Source organism: Plantibacter sp. T3 (assembly GCF_902506515.1).
Classification (GTDB): Bacteria; Actinomycetota; Actinomycetes; order Actinomycetales; family Microbacteriaceae; genus Plantibacter; species Plantibacter auratus.
Window position 1 is genome coordinate 2488250 of sequence record NZ_LR733286.1, and the last position, 15874, is coordinate 2504123.

General features: G+C 69.2%; 15 protein-coding genes. 13 read left to right on the plus strand and 2 right to left on the minus strand.

The features are described 5' to 3' along the window. The first annotated feature begins 10 nt into the window (after nucleotides 1–10). Complete coding sequence (locus tag GV015_RS11915; protein ID WP_159878518.1) at nucleotides 11–2383, plus strand: ComEC/Rec2 family competence protein; 2373 nt, start codon at nucleotides 11–13, stop codon at nucleotides 2381–2383. Nucleotides 2384–2450: 67 nt separating this feature from the next. After that, complete coding sequence (gene holA, locus GV015_RS11920; RefSeq protein WP_201299385.1) at nucleotides 2451–3506, plus strand: DNA polymerase III subunit delta; 1056 nt, start codon at nucleotides 2451–2453, stop codon at nucleotides 3504–3506. Nucleotides 3507–3721: 215 nt separating this feature from the next. Here holA and rpsT read toward each other — a convergent pair whose 3' ends face one another. After that, complete coding sequence (gene rpsT, locus GV015_RS11925) at nucleotides 3722–3982, minus strand: 30S ribosomal protein S20 (protein ID WP_064295571.1); 261 nt, start codon at nucleotides 3980–3982, stop codon at nucleotides 3722–3724. A 219-nt stretch (nucleotides 3983–4201) separates the two neighbouring features. On the opposite strand from rpsT, the gene lepA reads away from it, so the two are divergent. Genes lepA through hemW form a run of 3 tightly spaced genes read left to right on the plus strand, consistent with a single transcriptional unit; the run spans nucleotide 4202 to nucleotide 7930 of the window. Then, nucleotides 4202–6052: a translation elongation factor 4 gene (lepA, locus tag GV015_RS11930; RefSeq protein WP_079705746.1), complete on the plus strand. Its 1851-nt coding sequence runs from the start codon at nucleotides 4202–4204 to the stop codon at nucleotides 6050–6052. Beyond that, complete coding sequence (locus tag GV015_RS11935; protein ID WP_159878520.1) at nucleotides 6049–6693, plus strand: DUF1990 family protein; 645 nt, start codon at nucleotides 6049–6051, stop codon at nucleotides 6691–6693. Before lepA ends, GV015_RS11935 begins: the two co-directional genes overlap by 4 nt. Nucleotides 6694–6703: 10 nt before the next feature. Next, nucleotides 6704–7930, plus strand: a complete 1227-nt coding sequence (gene hemW, locus GV015_RS11940) for a radical SAM family heme chaperone HemW (protein WP_159878522.1) — start codon at nucleotides 6704–6706, stop codon at nucleotides 7928–7930. 69 nt (nucleotides 7931–7999) lie between these two features. Here hemW and GV015_RS11945 read toward each other — a convergent pair whose 3' ends face one another. Further along, nucleotides 8000–8479: a DUF4870 domain-containing protein gene (locus GV015_RS11945; RefSeq protein WP_236555431.1), complete on the minus strand. Its 480-nt coding sequence runs from the start codon at nucleotides 8477–8479 to the stop codon at nucleotides 8000–8002. 216 nt (nucleotides 8480–8695) lie between these two features. On the opposite strand from GV015_RS11945, the gene hrcA reads away from it, so the two are divergent. The 8 genes from hrcA to era all read left to right on the plus strand — a co-directional run bounded on the left by hrcA (nucleotide 8696) and on the right by era (nucleotide 15800). After that, a complete protein-coding gene (gene hrcA, locus GV015_RS11950; RefSeq protein WP_064293628.1) occupies nucleotides 8696–9718 on the plus strand; it encodes a heat-inducible transcriptional repressor HrcA in 1023 nt (340 codons plus the stop codon). 54 nt (nucleotides 9719–9772) lie between these two features. Then, nucleotides 9773–10894, plus strand: coding sequence for a molecular chaperone DnaJ (gene dnaJ / locus GV015_RS11955; RefSeq protein WP_064293629.1), 1122 nt, complete (start codon nucleotides 9773–9775; stop codon nucleotides 10892–10894). A gap of 1 nt (nucleotide 10895) precedes the next feature. Further along, nucleotides 10896–11633 (plus strand): 16S rRNA (uracil(1498)-N(3))-methyltransferase, encoded by a 738-nt coding sequence (locus GV015_RS11960; protein WP_124769211.1) that lies wholly within the window; start codon nucleotides 10896–10898, stop codon nucleotides 11631–11633. Between the two features lie 50 nt (nucleotides 11634–11683). Continuing rightward, nucleotides 11684–12037: an HIT domain-containing protein gene (locus GV015_RS11965; RefSeq protein ID WP_064293856.1), complete on the plus strand. Its 354-nt coding sequence runs from the start codon at nucleotides 11684–11686 to the stop codon at nucleotides 12035–12037. Nucleotides 12038–12113: 76 nt separating this feature from the next. Beyond that, complete coding sequence (locus tag GV015_RS11970; RefSeq protein WP_228498304.1) at nucleotides 12114–13127, plus strand: PhoH family protein; 1014 nt, start codon at nucleotides 12114–12116, stop codon at nucleotides 13125–13127. After that, nucleotides 13124–13591 (plus strand): rRNA maturation RNase YbeY, encoded by a 468-nt coding sequence (gene ybeY, locus GV015_RS11975; protein WP_079705750.1) that lies wholly within the window; start codon nucleotides 13124–13126, stop codon nucleotides 13589–13591. Before GV015_RS11970 ends, ybeY begins: the two co-directional genes overlap by 4 nt. Continuing rightward, nucleotides 13591–14895: a hemolysin family protein gene (locus tag GV015_RS11980; RefSeq protein WP_159878526.1), complete on the plus strand. Its 1305-nt coding sequence runs from the start codon at nucleotides 13591–13593 to the stop codon at nucleotides 14893–14895. The genes ybeY and GV015_RS11980 overlap by 1 nt, the downstream gene beginning before the upstream one ends. Next, on the plus strand, nucleotides 14892–15800 hold the full coding sequence (gene era / locus GV015_RS11985) for a GTPase Era (protein WP_079705752.1): 909 nt from the start codon (nucleotides 14892–14894) through the stop codon (nucleotides 15798–15800). The genes GV015_RS11980 and era overlap by 4 nt, the downstream gene beginning before the upstream one ends. Nucleotides 15801–15874 lie beyond the last annotated feature (74 nt).

The following is a 15874-nucleotide window of genomic DNA, read 5'->3' on the forward strand; positions in this document are numbered from 1 at the left end:
TGAGAGCGCGATGCGGTTCCCGCGCCTGCTCATCCCGGCGGCGGTCTCCTGGGTCGGTGCGGCCGTCTGCAGCGCGGCTCCAACGCTGGCCTGGGGTGGGGTACTGGTCGCTTTCCTCGTCGCCTCCGCCTGCCTCGGGTGCAGCACGGTCGTCCGGCGTCGCCGTGCGGAGTATCGCCCGGGGGAGCGTCGGACAGGGTCTGTCGTCATCACGACACTCCTGCTGTGCGCGTGCGCCGCGGCGCTGTTCGGCATGGTCGCGGCCTCGATCGCCGCACGCGCGCCCGACCGGCAGCCGGAGGCGCTGCAAGCGCTCGGAAACGCTCCAGTGGATGCCGAGGTCGTGGTGACCGGCGACGCCGTGCCCACCGGTTCGGTCACGACGGGGTCCGGCATCCGCTTCGCGGCCGACCTCGTGACGGCCAGTGGAGACCACAGCATCCTGGAGCACCTCTCGGTCCCGGTCCTCGTGTTCGCGCCGGTGCCGGCGGATCGGGCGCCGAGGATCGGCGAGCGCTGGCGCGTCGACGGCTCGCTCCGATGGAACGCGCCGGGTGATGCGCGGGCAGCGCTGCTCTTCGCACGGGAGGAACCCGAGCTGCTGGGGGAGCCGCCGGCGATCCTCGACTGGTCGGCGTCGCTCCGTTCCGGCCTCGTCGGGCTCGCGTCCACCTTGCCCGGCCCGGGTGGGGAACTGCTGCCCGGCCTCGCGATCGGCGATGTGAGTCAGGTGAGTGACGCGGTCACGGAGTCGATGCAGCGCAGTTCACTCTCGCATCTGACGGCCGTGTCCGGAGCGAACTGTGCGGTCATCGTGTGGCTCGTCAGCACCGCGGTCGCGGCACTCGGCGGCGGGCGGAAGCTCAGGATCTCTTGTGCCCTGCTGTGCCTCGTCGCCTTCGTGGTCCTCGTGACGCCCCAACCGAGCGTGCAGCGGGCGGCTCTCATGGCTGCCTTCGTCCTGGTGATGGGCGGCTTCGGGCGGCCGATCAGGGGCCTCGCCGCGCTGTCGTTGGCGGTGGTCGTCCTCCTCGTCGCCGACCCTTGGCTGGCCGGGCAGTACGGGTTCGGGCTCTCGGTGCTCGCCACCAGTGGTCTGCTGCTCCTGAGCGGACCCCTCACGGACCTGCTGGGCAGGTGGCTGCCGCGAGGGATCGCGGCCCTCATCGCGATCCCGGCAGCCGCCCAGCTCGCCTGCCAGCCGATGCTCGTCCTCCTCGACCCCGCGATCCAGCTCGGCGGTGTCCCCGCGAACCTGCTCGCGGGCCCGGCCGCAGCGCCCGCGACCATGCTCGGGCTGCTCGCCTGCCTGCTGGTCCCGTTCGCACCACCACTCGCATGGCTCGTCGCGTGGCTCGGGTGGGTGCCGGCGACCTGGATCTCAGCGGTGGCCCGGTGGTTCGAGGGCGTCCCTGCTGCGCGAGTGACGTGGCCGGAGGGGCCGCTGGGCGTGGTGCTCGTCACCGTGCCGACCGTCTTGATCGCCACGCTCCTGCTGTTCCGTCGGAACCTGGCCCCGAGGTGGTCGAGGACGATCGGGGTGGCGGTTGTCGTGGCGCTCGTGGCACTGTGCGGTCGGGCGGTCGGGGACGGACTCGGGCCGGCCCTGCACCGGCCGGGCGACTGGATCGTGGCCGCCTGCGACGTCGGTCAGGGAGACGCGGTCCTCCTGCGACAGGGCGGCGCCACCGCCCTGGTCGACGTCGGGCCTGACCCCGAACCGCTCCGCGCGTGCTTGGACGAACTCGGGGTGTCTCGCATCGAACTGCTCGTCCTCACCCATTACGACCTCGACCACGTCGGAGGCCTCGACGCGGTCGTCGGCAGGGTCGACGAGGTGCTGCTCGGGCCGGTCGACGACCCGGAGGACGAGCGCATCGCCCGAGTGCTCCGAGCGGCCGGTGCGGAGGTGCGACAGGCCGGCGCCGGGGACCAGGGGGTGCTGGGGGTCCCGGAGAGCGCGGCACCGTGGCGCGTCCTGTGGCCGGACCCCGCGGCAGGTGGCGTCGAACCGGGGAACGACGCGAGCGTGGTGGTCCGGTTCGACCTCCTCGCCGCATCGGTGCTGCTGCTCGGCGACCTCGGCGAGGAAGCGCAGGACCGGCTGCTCGGTCGGCACGCGCTCGGGGACGCGGTGGACATCGTCAAGGTGTCGCATCACGGTTCCGCCGATCAGAGTGACCGCTTGGCGCGCCGGGTGGGCGCGACGGTTGCGCTCGTCTCCGTCGGGGCCGACAACGGCTACGGGCATCCGACGCGTTCAGCGCTCGAGCTGTACGAGGCCACCGGGGCCGAGGTCCTCCGCACGGACGAGTCGGGCATCATCGTCCTCGGCCCGGGCGACGACGGCGGGTTCCGCGTGTGGTCGGAGCGCGGCGGGTGAGCTGCCGTCCCCGACCCGTCTGGCGTCGGCGGTCGCCGGTAGACTCGGACGGTCGAGAGGAGCCGCTGTGGCTGCACCACGTTCCGCCGGTCGCGGCAAGGCCAAGACGGCGGCCAAGGCCTCGGCGGCGATCCCGCAGCTCGGCTGGTCCGAGATCCGCCCGGCGCCGATCGTGTTGGTGTCCGGCACGGAGTCCTTCCTCGCCGACCGGGCGATCCGTCGGCTGCGCGACTTCCTCGTCTCCGAAGACCCCTCGCTCGAGGTCAACGACGTCGCCGCCGACAGCTACGCCCCGGGGGAGCTGCTCACGGTCGCGAGCCCGTCGCTCTTCGGTGAGCCCCGGCTCGTCCGCGTCAGCCAGGTCGAAAAGTGTTCCGACCAGTTCCTCACCGAAGCCATCCGGTATCTCGAAGCACCACCGGAGGGCGCCTACCTCGTGCTGAGGCACAACGGAGGCGTGCGCGGCAAGAAGCTGCTCGACGCCATCCGCTCAGGCACCGGTGGCGGTGTCGAGATCGTCTGCACCGAACTCAAGCGGGACAGCGACAAGGCCGACTTCGCCGCCGCGGAGTTCAAGACAGCGGGTCGTCGCATCACGCCCCAGGCGCTCCGTGCACTCGTCGGCGCCTTCTCCGACGACCTCGCTGAGCTCGCTGCCGCGTGCAGTCAGCTCATGGCCGACGCGTCGGAGGAGATCACCGAGCAGACGGTCAACAAGTACTACGGCGGTCGTCTCGAGACGAGCGCGTTCGACGTCGCCGACGCCGCGATCGCCGGACGACACGGGGAAGCGCTGCTCGCCCTGCGGCAGGCGCTCGACTCCGGTGCCGACCCCGTGCCGATCGTCGCCGCATTCGCGATGAAGATCCGCACGATGGCCAAGGTGTCGTCGGCACGCGGCGGGTCCGGGCAGATCGCGCAGCAGTTCGGCCTCGCCCCGTGGCAGGTCGACCGCGCCCGTCGGGACCTGTCCGGTTGGACGGACGCCGGCATCGGCCGCGTGGTGCAGATGCTCGCAGAGACCGACGCCGGCGTGAAGGGCGCGAGCCGCGACCCGGTGTTCGCGCTCGAGCGGCTCGTCGGCGTCATCGCGGCACGCGGGCTCGATCTGTCGGAGCGGTAGCCCGCCGAGCTGGCCGTGGTGGCGGGAGGGATGCCCTTCGACAAGCTCAGGGACCCGTTTGCGCTCAGGGACCCGTTTGCGCTCAGGGACCCGTTTGCGCTCAGGGACCCCGTTTGCGCTCAGGGACCGCTGTGTACTCAGGGAACGGAATGCCCCGGGGACGCGAAAGGCCCCGCACGTTCCGAGGAACGCCGGGGCCTTGCAGCTGGTGTCGCTTAGAGCGCGTTGACCTGCTTGGCGATGGCCGACTTGCGGTTCGCTGCCTGGTTCTCGTGGATGACGCCCTTGCTCACGGCCTTGTCGAGCTTCTTCGAGGCGAGCTTGAGTGCGGACTCAGCCTGAGCCTTGTCGCCGGCGACGACGGCCTCACGGGTTGCGCGGATGGCGGTCTTCAGCTGGCTCTTGACGGCCTTGTTGCGCTCGTTGGCCTTCTTGTTGGTGCCGATGCGCTTGATCTGCGACTTGATGTTTGCCACGTTGGGTCAACTTTCGGTTCGAGGAAATGATGTTCGGTGCCGTCGGACGGAAGAGGGCGTCTTCAAGCGAGTTCTCGTGTGGTCTCAACTCACACGCAAGCCAACAGGCAACATTACCAGTCGGGCTGAGTTCTGGCAATCCAGGGTACCGCAGCACGGGTGCTCCCCGCCGTGGGACAATGAGGGTTGCCCGATTCCACCCCTGACCCCGAGGAACGCGTGAGCCCCCAAGCAGTGAAGGCCCTCGAGCCGGCATCGACCGACCCGGCGTTCATCCGGAACTTCTGCATCATCGCCCACATCGACCACGGCAAGTCGACCCTGGCGGACCGCATGCTGCAGATCACCGGCGTCGTCTCGGACCGCGACATGCGGGCGCAGTACCTCGACCGCATGGACATCGAGCGCGAGCGCGGCATCACCATCAAGAGCCAGGCCGTGCGCATGCCGTGGTCGCTCAACGGCGAGACCTTCGCGCTCAACATGATCGACACACCCGGCCACGTCGACTTCACCTACGAGGTCTCGCGGTCGCTCGCCGCCTGCGAGGGCGCGATCCTCCTCGTCGACGCGGCACAGGGCATCGAGGCGCAGACACTCGCGAACCTCTACCTCGCCCTCGAGAACGACCTCGAGATCATCCCGGTGCTCAACAAGATCGACCTCCCGGCGGCCGACCCCGACAAGTACGCGAAGGAGCTCGCGAGCCTCATCGGCGGCAAGCCCGAAGACGTCCTGCGGGTGTCCGGCAAGACCGGTATGGGTGTCGAGGAACTCCTCGACCGCGTCGTCGGCCGCATCCCGAACCCGGTGGGCGACCCGGACGCACCCACGCGTGCGATGATCTTCGACTCCGTCTACGACACCTACCGTGGCGTCGTCACCTACGTCCGCATGATCGACGGCCAGCTGAGTCCGCGCGAGCGCATCCAGATGATGTCGACGCGCGCGGTGCACGACCTCCTCGAGATCGGCGTCAGCTCGCCGGAGCCGACGCCCACGAAGGGCCTCGGCGTCGGTGAGGTCGGCTACCTCATCACGGGCGTGAAGGACGTCCGGCAGTCGAAGGTCGGCGACACCGTCACGACCGCGGTGAAGCCGGCGACCGACGCCCTCCCGGGCTACACCGACCCGAAGCCGATGGTCTTCTCCGGTCTGTACCCGATCGACGGCAGCGACTACCCGATCCTCCGCGACGCGCTCGACAAGCTGAAGCTCTCCGACGCCTCGCTCAACTACGAGCCGGAGACCTCCGTCGCCCTCGGATTCGGCTTCCGCGTCGGCTTCCTCGGCCTGCTCCACCTCGAGATCGTGACCGAGCGGTTGCAGCGCGAGTTCGACCTCGACCTCATCGCCACCGCGCCGTCGGTCACCTACGAGGTGAAGACGGAGGACAAGCAGGTCGTCACCGTCACGAACCCCAGCGAGTTCCCCTCCGGCAAGATCCTCGAGGTGTCGGAGCCGATGGTCAAGGTGGGCATCCTCGCCCCCAAGGACTACGTGGGCACCATCATGGAGCTCTGCCAGAGCCGTCGAGGTGCGCTGCTCGGCATGGAGTACCTCGGCGAGGACCGCGTCGAGCTGCGGTACACGATGCCGCTCGGTGAGATCGTCTTCGACTTCTTCGACCACCTGAAGAGCCGCACACAGGGGTACGCGTCGCTCGACTACGAGCCCTCCGGCCAGCAGGCCGCGGATCTCGTGAAGGTCGACATCCTGCTGCAGGGCGACCAGGTCGACGCGTTCAGCGCCATCGTCCACCGCGAGAAGGCGTACGCCTATGGCGTGCTCATGACCGAGCGCCTGAAGAAGCTCATTCCGCGCCAGCAGTTCGAGGTGCCGATCCAGGCCGCCATCGGTGCGCGGATCATCGCCCGCGAGTCGGTCCGTGCCATGCGCAAGGACGTCCTGGCCAAGTGCTACGGCGGTGACATCACCCGCAAGCGCAAGCTCCTCGAGAAGCAGAAGGAGGGCAAGAAGCGGATGAAGATGGTCGGCAAGGTCGAGGTGCCTCAGGAAGCGTTCATCGCAGCGCTTTCAGGGGACGTGGAGACGAAGGACAAGAAGTGAACGCACGACGCAGTTCGTTCGAAGACGAGGCGGTCGACTACGCGGCCGTCGGTGCCACCCAGCGGACCGACCTCCTGCAGTACCCGCCGGAGGGTTACGTGCCGTCGGAGGACGAGTTCCGCCTCGGGAGCGGCGAGGAGCGGTTCGCCCTCGCGAGCAGCGCCCTCCTCACCTGGGGGCTGCACCGCTCGAGTGGCGTGGAGATCTCCGAGGTGTACCCCGGCACGGGCGTGCAGTACGGCGGCATCGCCTTCGCCGAGGACGGTACGCCGCTGGAACCCATCGAGACGCACGAGGAGCAACGCTTCGCCGAGGACGGCACGCCGTTCATCACGCCGGGCACGACGGTCGTCTTCGCCGGCACCGTCGGCGGGGAACCGCTCGTCGGGCCGCATCGCGTCATCTCCGTCACCGAGGAGCCGGGTCACGTGAGCCTCGCCATCGGCACGATGGAGGGCGATCCGGAGAGCGGCGAGCAGTCCTTCACGATCGAGCAGCGCGAGGACGACTCCGTCTGGATCGTCGTGCGCTCGTTCTTCCGCCCGACGAAGGGTGCCGCGAAGCTCGTCGGCTCCAAGCGCCGCCGCAAGACCATGAACGACGCCTACCTCCGCGCACTCCTGCCGTCGCGCGGCGTCTGAGCGACGGACCGTGCCGAGCGCCCTCCCACTCGCCGATCCGGCCCCGTCCGACGGACTCCTCCCGGAGACGGCGGCCGTCGGTGCCCACGAACGCAACTTCGGGGTCTACCTGCACGTCCCGTTCTGCCGGGTCCGATGCGGCTACTGCGACTTCAACACCTACACGGCGACCGAGCTCCGCGGCGCGAAGCAGTCTGACTACGCCGACGAGGCGGTCGCGGAACTCCGCTTCGGCAAGTCCGTCCTGGCGTCATCGACCGTCCCCGACCGTCCGGTCTCGACCGTGTTCTTCGGTGGCGGGACGCCGACCCTCCTCCCCGCTGACGACCTGGTCCGCATGCTCCGAGGCGTGACGGACAACTTCGACCTCGCTCCCGGCGCTGAAGTGACGACCGAGGCCAACCCCGACTCCGTCGACGCCACCTACCTCCGCACGCTCGCCGAAGCCGGATTCACCCGGGTGTCCTTCGGGATGCAGTCCGCCGTGCCGAGCGTGCTCGCCACCCTCGAGCGCACGCACGATCCGGCTCGGGTGCCGCTCGTCGTGCAGTGGGCTCGCGAGGCCGGCCTCGGCGTCAGCCTGGACCTCATCTACGGGACGCCGGGGGAGACCCTGGCCGACTGGCGCGTCTCACTCGAGACGGCGGTCGCCTGCGCTCCGGACCACGTGTCGGCTTATTCGCTCATCGTCGAACCAGGGACGAAACTCGCGCGCCAGATCCGCTCGGGCGTGGTGGGGACCCCCGACGAAGACCTGCAGGCCGATATGTACGAGCTCGCCGACGATCTCCTCACCGAGGCCGGCTACGGCTGGTACGAGGTCAGCAACTGGGCGACGGACGACACGCACCGCTCCCGGCACAACCTCTCCTACTGGACCGGCGAGGACTGGTGGGGTGTCGGCCCGGGCTCGCACAGTCACGTCGGCGGGGTGCGCTGGTGGAACGTCAAGCACCCGGCGGCGTACGCCCAGCGGATCGCGGCGGGGGAGTCGCCGGCCGCCGGCCGGGAGACCCTGGACGACGAGACGCGGGAACTCGAACGCATCCTGCTGCTCACCCGCACGCGGGACGGCATCCCGATCCGGACGCTCGCCCCCGAGGCTCGCACGGCCGTCGCCGGGCTCATCGCCGAGGAACTGGTCGACGCACGGCAGGCCCTGCTCGGACGGCTGGAGCTCACGCGCCGCGGACGGCTCCTCGCCGACGCGGTCGTCCGCCGTCTGGTCGGCGACTGACCCTGCCCGAGGCGCAGAACAGCCCCGCCCGGCGGACCGGACGGGGCTGTTCTCGTGCGACTCGACGGATCAGGCCTTGATGAACTGGATCGTGAGCGGGTAGCTGTACAGCTCGCCCTTGTTCGCCTTGATCGCGGCGATGATGCTGAACACGATCACCACGACGTAGACGGCGATGATGATGAACAGACCCACGACGACGATCGTCAGGATCGAGCCGACCACGAGCGCGATCAGCATCGTCAGCTGGAAGTTCAGCGCGGTGAGCGTGTGCGCCTTGATGAACGGGCCGCGGTCCTTGAGGACCAGGTAGCCGATCAGCGGCGGGATGAATCCGAAGAAGATCCCACCGATGTGGATGAGCGTCGACCACAGCTTCTCGTCCGACGGGCTCATGGGCTGAGCGGCGGCGTACGGCTGCTGGTACTGCGGGGCGCCTGCGGGCGGCTGCTGCGGAGCTGCGGGAGGGGGCGTTGCGCCGTCTCCTGCAGGCGGAACCGACCCGCCCTTCGCTGGGTCGACGGGCGGCTGAGCGTTCGGATCGGACATCTTCGCACCTTTCACGGAGAGTGATATTCAATTGGTCCAGCTGAGCGTATCGCACCAGGTGTTGCTCATCAGGGACCCACGCCTGCGGCCAACGGTATTCCCGCGGCACGGGGCCGCGCAAGGGACGGCCGCGCGGAGGCCACGATATGATTGGCAGTCAGGGTCTTCGAGTGCTGATGGTCGGCGCTCCGAGGTGGATGACGGGAGGAGATCGAGATGGTGTCGGATCGCGGTCTCGAAGTGCTCCGCGTCATCGTGCAGGACTACGTCGCCTCGCGCGAGCCCGTCGGTTCCAAGACGATCGTCGACCGCCACTCCTTCGGGGTCTCCGCAGCCACCATCCGCAACGACATGGCGCAGCTCGAGGACGAAGAGCTCATCGCCGCTCCCCACACCTCTTCCGGCCGGGTGCCCACCGACAAGGGTTACCGGATGTTCGTCGACCACCTGGCCGACCGCCGTCCGCTGAACAACGCCCAACGGACGGCGATCGAGACCTTCCTCGGCGCGTCCGGCGACCTCGACGAGGTCCTGCACCGCACGGTGCGGCTGCTGTCGCAGCTGACGAACCAGGTCGCGCTCGTCCAGTACCCGATGTTCTCCCGGGCACGCGTCCGGCATCTCGAGTTGGTGAGCGTCACCCCGAACCGAGTGCTCGCGGTCATCATCCTCGACAACGGCCGCGTCGAGCAGCGGCTCATCGAGACGGAGAGCCCGGTCGACGACGACCTCATCTCGCGGCTCCGCTCGCTGTGCAACGAGGCGGTCGCGGGCCGTCCACTCCTCGACGCCCACGACGCGATCGGCGACGTCCCAGCCGACATCGCCGACCTCGATCGCGCGGCGGCCGTCCGCATCGTCGACGCGGTGCGCGAGCAACTCTCGGCGCAGCGCCAGGACCGCCTCGTCATGGCCGGCGCCGCCAACCTCGCCCGCACCGAGGACGACTTCCCCGGCAGCATCTATCCGGTCCTGGACGCCATCGAGCAGCAGGTCGTGCTGCTCCGGCTCTTCGGCGAGATGGAGTCCGAGCGCGACGGCGTGGTCGCCAGCATCGGGCGGGAGAACGCGTCGTTCGGCCTCGAGACCACGAGTGTCCTCGCCGGGAACTACCGTTCCTCTGGTGGCGAAATCGCCCGGCTCGGCGTCCTCGGCCCCACGAGAATGGACTACGCGAGCAACATGGCTGCGGTCCGCGCCGTCGCCAGGTACCTCTCGCGCATCCTCGACGCCGAGTGACGCATCCTCGTCGCGTCCCCCAACACCTTCCGCACCTCGAACGAAAGGCCCTCAGTGGCTGACTACCCCGACCACTACGCAGCACTCGGTGTCGCCAAGGAGGCGACGCCCGAAGAGATCAAGAAGGCCTACCGCCGCCTCGCACGCGAACTGCACCCCGACGTGAACCCGGGTTCCGACGCCTCGGAACGGTTCAAGGAGGTCACGCACGCCTACGACGTGCTGAGCGACCCCAAGCAGCGCCAGCAGTACGACCTCGGTCCGCAGGCTGGTGGGTTCGGTGGCGGCGACGCCGGGTTCGGCGGCTTCGGCGACATCTTCGACACCTTCTTCGGCGGTGGCGGCCAGCAGCGCGGACCCAAGTCCCGTCGCGCACGCGGGGAGGACGCCCTGTTGCGCGTCGAGCTCGACCTCGACGAGGTCATCTTCGGCACCCACCGCGACCTCGAGGTCGACACCGCCGTGCTCTGCAGCACCTGCAACGGCTCCTGCTGCCAGCCCGGCACCTCACCGGTGACCTGCGACATCTGTCACGGCACCGGCTCCATCCAGCGGGCCGTCCGCTCGCTGCTCGGCAACGTCATGACGTCGGCGCCCTGCGGCACCTGCCGCGGCTACGGCACGATCATCGCGACCCCGTGCGTCACCTGCCAGGGTCAGGGTCGGCTCCGTGCCCGCCGCACCGTCTCGGTCGACATCCCGGCCGGCGTCGACACCGGTCTGCGTCTGCAGATGCCGGGGAGCGGCGAGGTCGGCCCGGCCGGCGGCCCGAACGGCGACCTCTACCTCGAGATGAAGGTCAAGCACCACGACGTCTTCAGCCGCGACGGCGACGACCTGTTGTGCACGCTCGAAGTCCCGATGACCGACGCCATCCTCGGCCGCCAGGTCACCGTCCACGCGCTCGACGGCGACGTCGAGGTCGAGCTGCGGCCGGGCGTGCAGAGCTCCGAGGTCATCACGGTCAAGGACCGCGGTGTCACCCGTCTCCGCGGGAACAGCCGGGGCGACCTCAAGATCGGCGTCCAGGTCGTCACGCCGACGAAGCTCGACCACCGCGAACGCGAGCTGATCAAGAGCTTCGCCTCAGGACGACGCCAGGGTGCTCCGGCGCTCGCGCAGTTCCAGCAGGGCCTGTTCGCGAAGATCCGCGACCGCTTCCACGGCGTCGGTTGAGATGAGTTCGCTGTACCTCCGTGAGGATCTCGAATCGACCGGTGTCGGCGACTCGGTGACCCTCCGCGGGCCCGAGGCGAAGCACGCCGTCGCCGTGAGTCGGCTGCGGGTCGGCGAGACGACGTCGATCGGCAACGGCCGGGGCCTGATCGCGACCGGACCGGTCGTGCGCAGCGAGCCGGGGGAGTTGGAGATCCGCGTCGAATCGGTCGTGGTGCATCCGGAGAACCGTCCCGGGCTCGTCCTCGTGCAGGCGCTGGCCAAGGGTGATCGCGACGAACTCGCCATCCAGGCGGCGACCGAGCTGGGTGTCGACCGGATCGTCCCGTGGGGCGCCGAGCGCAGCATCTCGAGATGGCAGGGCGACAAAGCGGTCAAGGGCCGTGCGCGCTGGCAGCTCATCGTGCGGGAGGCGTCGAAGCAGTCGATCCGCGCACGGGTCCCCGAGGTGGCCGAGGTCGTCGACACCCGCGGACTCGCGTCGATCGTCGCCGGCCGGACCGTCCTCGTGCTCGAACCCAGCGCGGCACTCGCGCTCTCGGAGCTCGACCCGTCGGCACTGCTCGCCGAGGAACTCGTCCTCGTCGTCGGTCCGGAGGGCGGCATCTCGCCGGCGGAGCGCGAGCGGCTCGAAGCGGCCGGTGCGATCGAGGTCCGGATCGGCTCCGGCGTCCTGCGCACCTCGACGGCAGGGCCTGCGGCGATCGCCGCGCTCAACGTGCTGCTCGGTCGGTGGTGACGATCCGCCAGCCCGCGCATGAGGCCGCCACGAACCTTAGACTGGTGGACATGAGTGAAGCACCGTCGGTATTCAGCCGCATCGTGTCGGGGGAGATCCCGACGACCCTCCTCGCCGAGACCGATCGGGTGATCGCGTTCGCCGACATCGCACCGCAGGCGCCCGTGCACCTCCTCGTCGTCCCGAAGACCGCCGAGTACCGCGACGTCGTGGAGTTGGCCGCTGGCGACCCCTCCTTGCTCGCTGAGATGGTCGAGGTGGCGTCGTCGCTTGCGAAGGAGCACACGGGTGGCGAGTTCCGACTCGTCTTCAACACCGGTGAGTCCGCCGGGCAGACGGTCTTCCACGTGCACGCCCATGTCCTCGGCGGTTCCCTGCAGGAGGGCACCCTTGGCGGAGCCTGAGTCCCCGAACCCAGACCGACCCGCCGCTGCGCGGCCGGAGGAGGTCGAGCACGTCCTCCTGGTGGACGGGCTCGCCATGGTCCGTCTCCTCGGCCCACAGGACCGACTCCTGACGACCGTCGAGCGCGAACACCCCGGTGTCTCGGTGCACGTGCGCGGCAATGAGATCACCATCACCGGCCCGGCGCCGCAGGCCGACGCCGCCAGACGACTCGTAGAGGAACTCATCACCATGGTCCGAGAAGGACACGACCCGGGGCCGGCGGAGGTCAGTACCTCCGCCCGCATGCTCGGGCAGGACGGCTCGGCCTCCCCGTCGGAGGTGCTCGGGCAGGTCATCCTCACCTCGCGTGGCAAGACGATCAAAGCGAAGACCGTCGGGCAGCGTGCGTACGTCGACGCGATCGACGAGAACACGATCGTGTTCGGCATCGGCCCGGCCGGTACCGGCAAGACGTACCTCGCGATGGCGAAGGCGGTGCAGGCTCTGCAGCGCAAGGAGGTCAACCGGATCATCCTGACGCGCCCGGCCGTCGAGGCCGGCGAGCGACTCGGGTACCTCCCGGGCACGCTGACGGACAAGATCGACCCGTACCTGCGCCCGCTCTACGACGCGCTCAACGAGATGATGGATCCGGAGATCGTCCCGAAGCTGCTCGCGGCCGGCACGATCGAGGTCGCTCCGCTCGCCTACATGCGTGGCCGGACCCTCAACGACTCGTTCATCGTCCTCGACGAAGCGCAGAACACCACGCCCGAGCAGATGAAGATGTTCCTCACCCGGCTCGGGTTCGGGTCCAAGATCGTCGTGACCGGCGACGTCACGCAGATCGACCTGCCGACCGGTGCGTCCGGCTTGCGGCTCGTCACCCGCGTGCTCAAGGACGTCGACGACATCCACTTCGCCCACCTCACGAGCGAGGACGTCGTCCGCCACACCCTCGTCGGTCGGATCGTCGACGCCTACGGCGAGTACGACGCCGTCCGACAGGCGCAGCGGTTCGAGCGCGAGCAGGCCGCCGAGTTCGCCAACCGTGCCGAGCGTCGCGGCGCAGCCAGAGACCACCAGCCGAAGCGAGGACGCTCATGACCATCGAGATCAACAACGAGTCCGGCGTCGCCGTCGACGAATCGCGCATCCTCGCCCTGGCGTCGTTCGCGCTCGACGCGATGCACGTGAGCCCCGATGCCGAGCTCGCGATCGTCCTGGTCGACGAGGGTGCCATGGAGCAGTTGCACGTCCAGTGGATGGACGAGCCGGGACCGACCGACGTCCTGAGCTTCCCCATGGACGAGCTCCGTCCCGGTACCGAGGAGAACCCGACGCCGCCCGGGCTGCTCGGCGACATCGTGCTCTGCCCGCAGGTCGCCGAGACGCAGGCGGCCGCCGCGAAGCACTCGACGATGGACGAACTCCAGCTCCTCACCTGCCACGGTGTGCTCCACCTCCTCGGGTACGACCACGCGGAGCCCGACGAGGAGAAGGAGATGTTCGGCATCCAGCGGGACATCCTCCTCGCCTTCGCGCTCCAGGAGAGACGACGCACCAGCTGATGTCCCTCGTCGCCGTCTTCGTCATCGTCGCGTTCCTGCTCGTCGCGTTCGCGGGTCTCATGGCCGCAGCCGACGCCGCGATCGGCGTCCAGTCGGGTGCGGACATCCTCGACCTGGCAGAGGGCGCCCGCTCGGGATCCGCGCTCCGCGCCATCGCGGCCGATCCGGGTGCGCACGTCAACGCGATCAACTTCATCCGGATCCTGGCCGAGACCACGGCCGCCGTCCTCGTCACCCTCGCGCTGGCCTCGTCGATCGACGAGTTGTGGCTCGTCCTCGTCCTCGCGGTCGTCATCATGACCGGCACCTCCTTCGTGCTCGTCGGCGCGAGCCCCCGAGGCGTCGGCCGGACCCACGCGAGCGCAGTGCTGCGCTTCAGCGCTCCCGCCATCCGCGCCGCACGCGTGGTCCTCGGCCCGGTCGCCAACGTCCTCGTCTCCCTGGGCAACCGGGTGACCCCGGGGCTGCCCCGTTCGGTCTCCTTCACCTCGGAGGAGCAGTTGCTGAGCATGGTCGACGAGGCCGCCGCGCACTCGGTCCTCGAAGAGGACGACCGCGAGCTCATCCACTCGATCTTCGAGTTCAACGAGACACTCGTCCGCGAGGTGATGATCCCGCGCACCGACCTCGTGAGTCTGCAGCGCGATCTCAGCGTCCGCGAGGCGCTCGAGGTGTTCCTGGAGACGGGGATCTCGAGGGCGCCCGTCAGCGACGGCGACATCGACGACCTGGTCGGCATCCTGTACCTGAAGGACCTGGTGCGAGCGATGTTCGGCGGCGACGGCGTCACCGAGGTGGGCTCGATCGAGCCGCTCCTGCGGCCGGCGAGCTTCGTACCCGAGTCCAAGAAGGCCGATTCGCTCCTGCAGCAGATGCAGAAGGAGTCCAACCACATCGCGATGGTCGTCGACGAGTACGGCGGCATCTCCGGTCTCGTCACCCTCGAGGACCTCATCGAGGAACTCGTCGGCGACATCTCCGACGAGTACGACACCGACACCCCCGAGATCACCGACCTGCACGACGGACGGTTCCGGGTCGACGCCCGCCTGCCGGTCGACGAGCTGGGGGAGTTGTTCGGCCTCGAACTCGACGACGACGACGTCGACTCCGTCGGCGGCCTCCTCGCGAAAGCCCTCGGTCGGCTGCCCGTCGTCGGATCGACGGTGTCGACCAACGGCCTCGAACTCACCGCCGAGCGCGTCGAGGGGCGGCGGGGACGCATCCTCACCGTCATCGCCCAGCGCGACGACCAGCTGCAGGACGCCCAGCAGGCGTCCAACGACCACCGGGAGCACCCATGAACGACACCACCCCTCCGTCCGACTTCCGAGCGGGGTTCGTGTCCTTCGTCGGGCGTCCGAACGTCGGCAAGTCCACGCTGACCAACGCCCTCGTCGGTGAGAAGGTCGCGATCACGAGCTCGAAGCCGCAGACCACGCGTCGCGCGATCCGCGGGGTCGTGCACCGCGACCACGGCCAGCTCATCGTCGTCGACACCCCCGGCATCCACCGCCCGCGCACCCTGCTCGGCCAGCGGCTGAACGATCTCGTGCAGTCCACCCTCTCCGACGTCGACGTCATCGGGTTCTGCATCCCCGCCAACGAGAAGCTCGGCCCCGGCGATCGCTTCATCAACGAGTCGCTCGACGGCTTCCCGCGCGCCAAGAAGGTGGCGATCGTCACGAAGACCGACACCGCCAGCCGGACGACGATCGCCGAGCAGTTGCTCGCGATCTCGGAGCTCCGGGACTGGGACGCCGTCATCCCGCTGTCCGCGGTGACCGACGACCAGCTCGACATCCTCGTCACCGAGGTGACGAAGCTCATGCCGCTCTCGGAACGCCTCTACCCGGCCGAGGCCACCACCGACGAGACGGTCGTCGACCGCGTGTCGGAGCTCATCCGTGAAGCCGCACTCGAGGGCGTGCAGGACGAGCTGCCCCACTCGCTCGCCGTGACCATCGATGACATGATCCCGCGCGAGGGGACCGACCTGCTCGACATCTACGCGAACGTGTTCGTGGAGCGCGACAGCCAGAAGGCGATCATCATCGGGAAGGGCGGCTCCAGGCTCCGCGACGTCGGGGCCCGGGCCCGCGCCGGGATCGAGCCACTCGTCGGATCGAGGGTCTTCCTCTCCATCCGCGTCAAGGTCGCGAAGGATTGGCAGCGCGACCCGAAACTGCTCGGTCGCCTGGGATTCTGACCCGGATCCGGTCGACCGTCGGCGCCGTGGGCCCGCGCGGATCCGCGCGGGTGCTCTCCGTTACCTGAACGTGA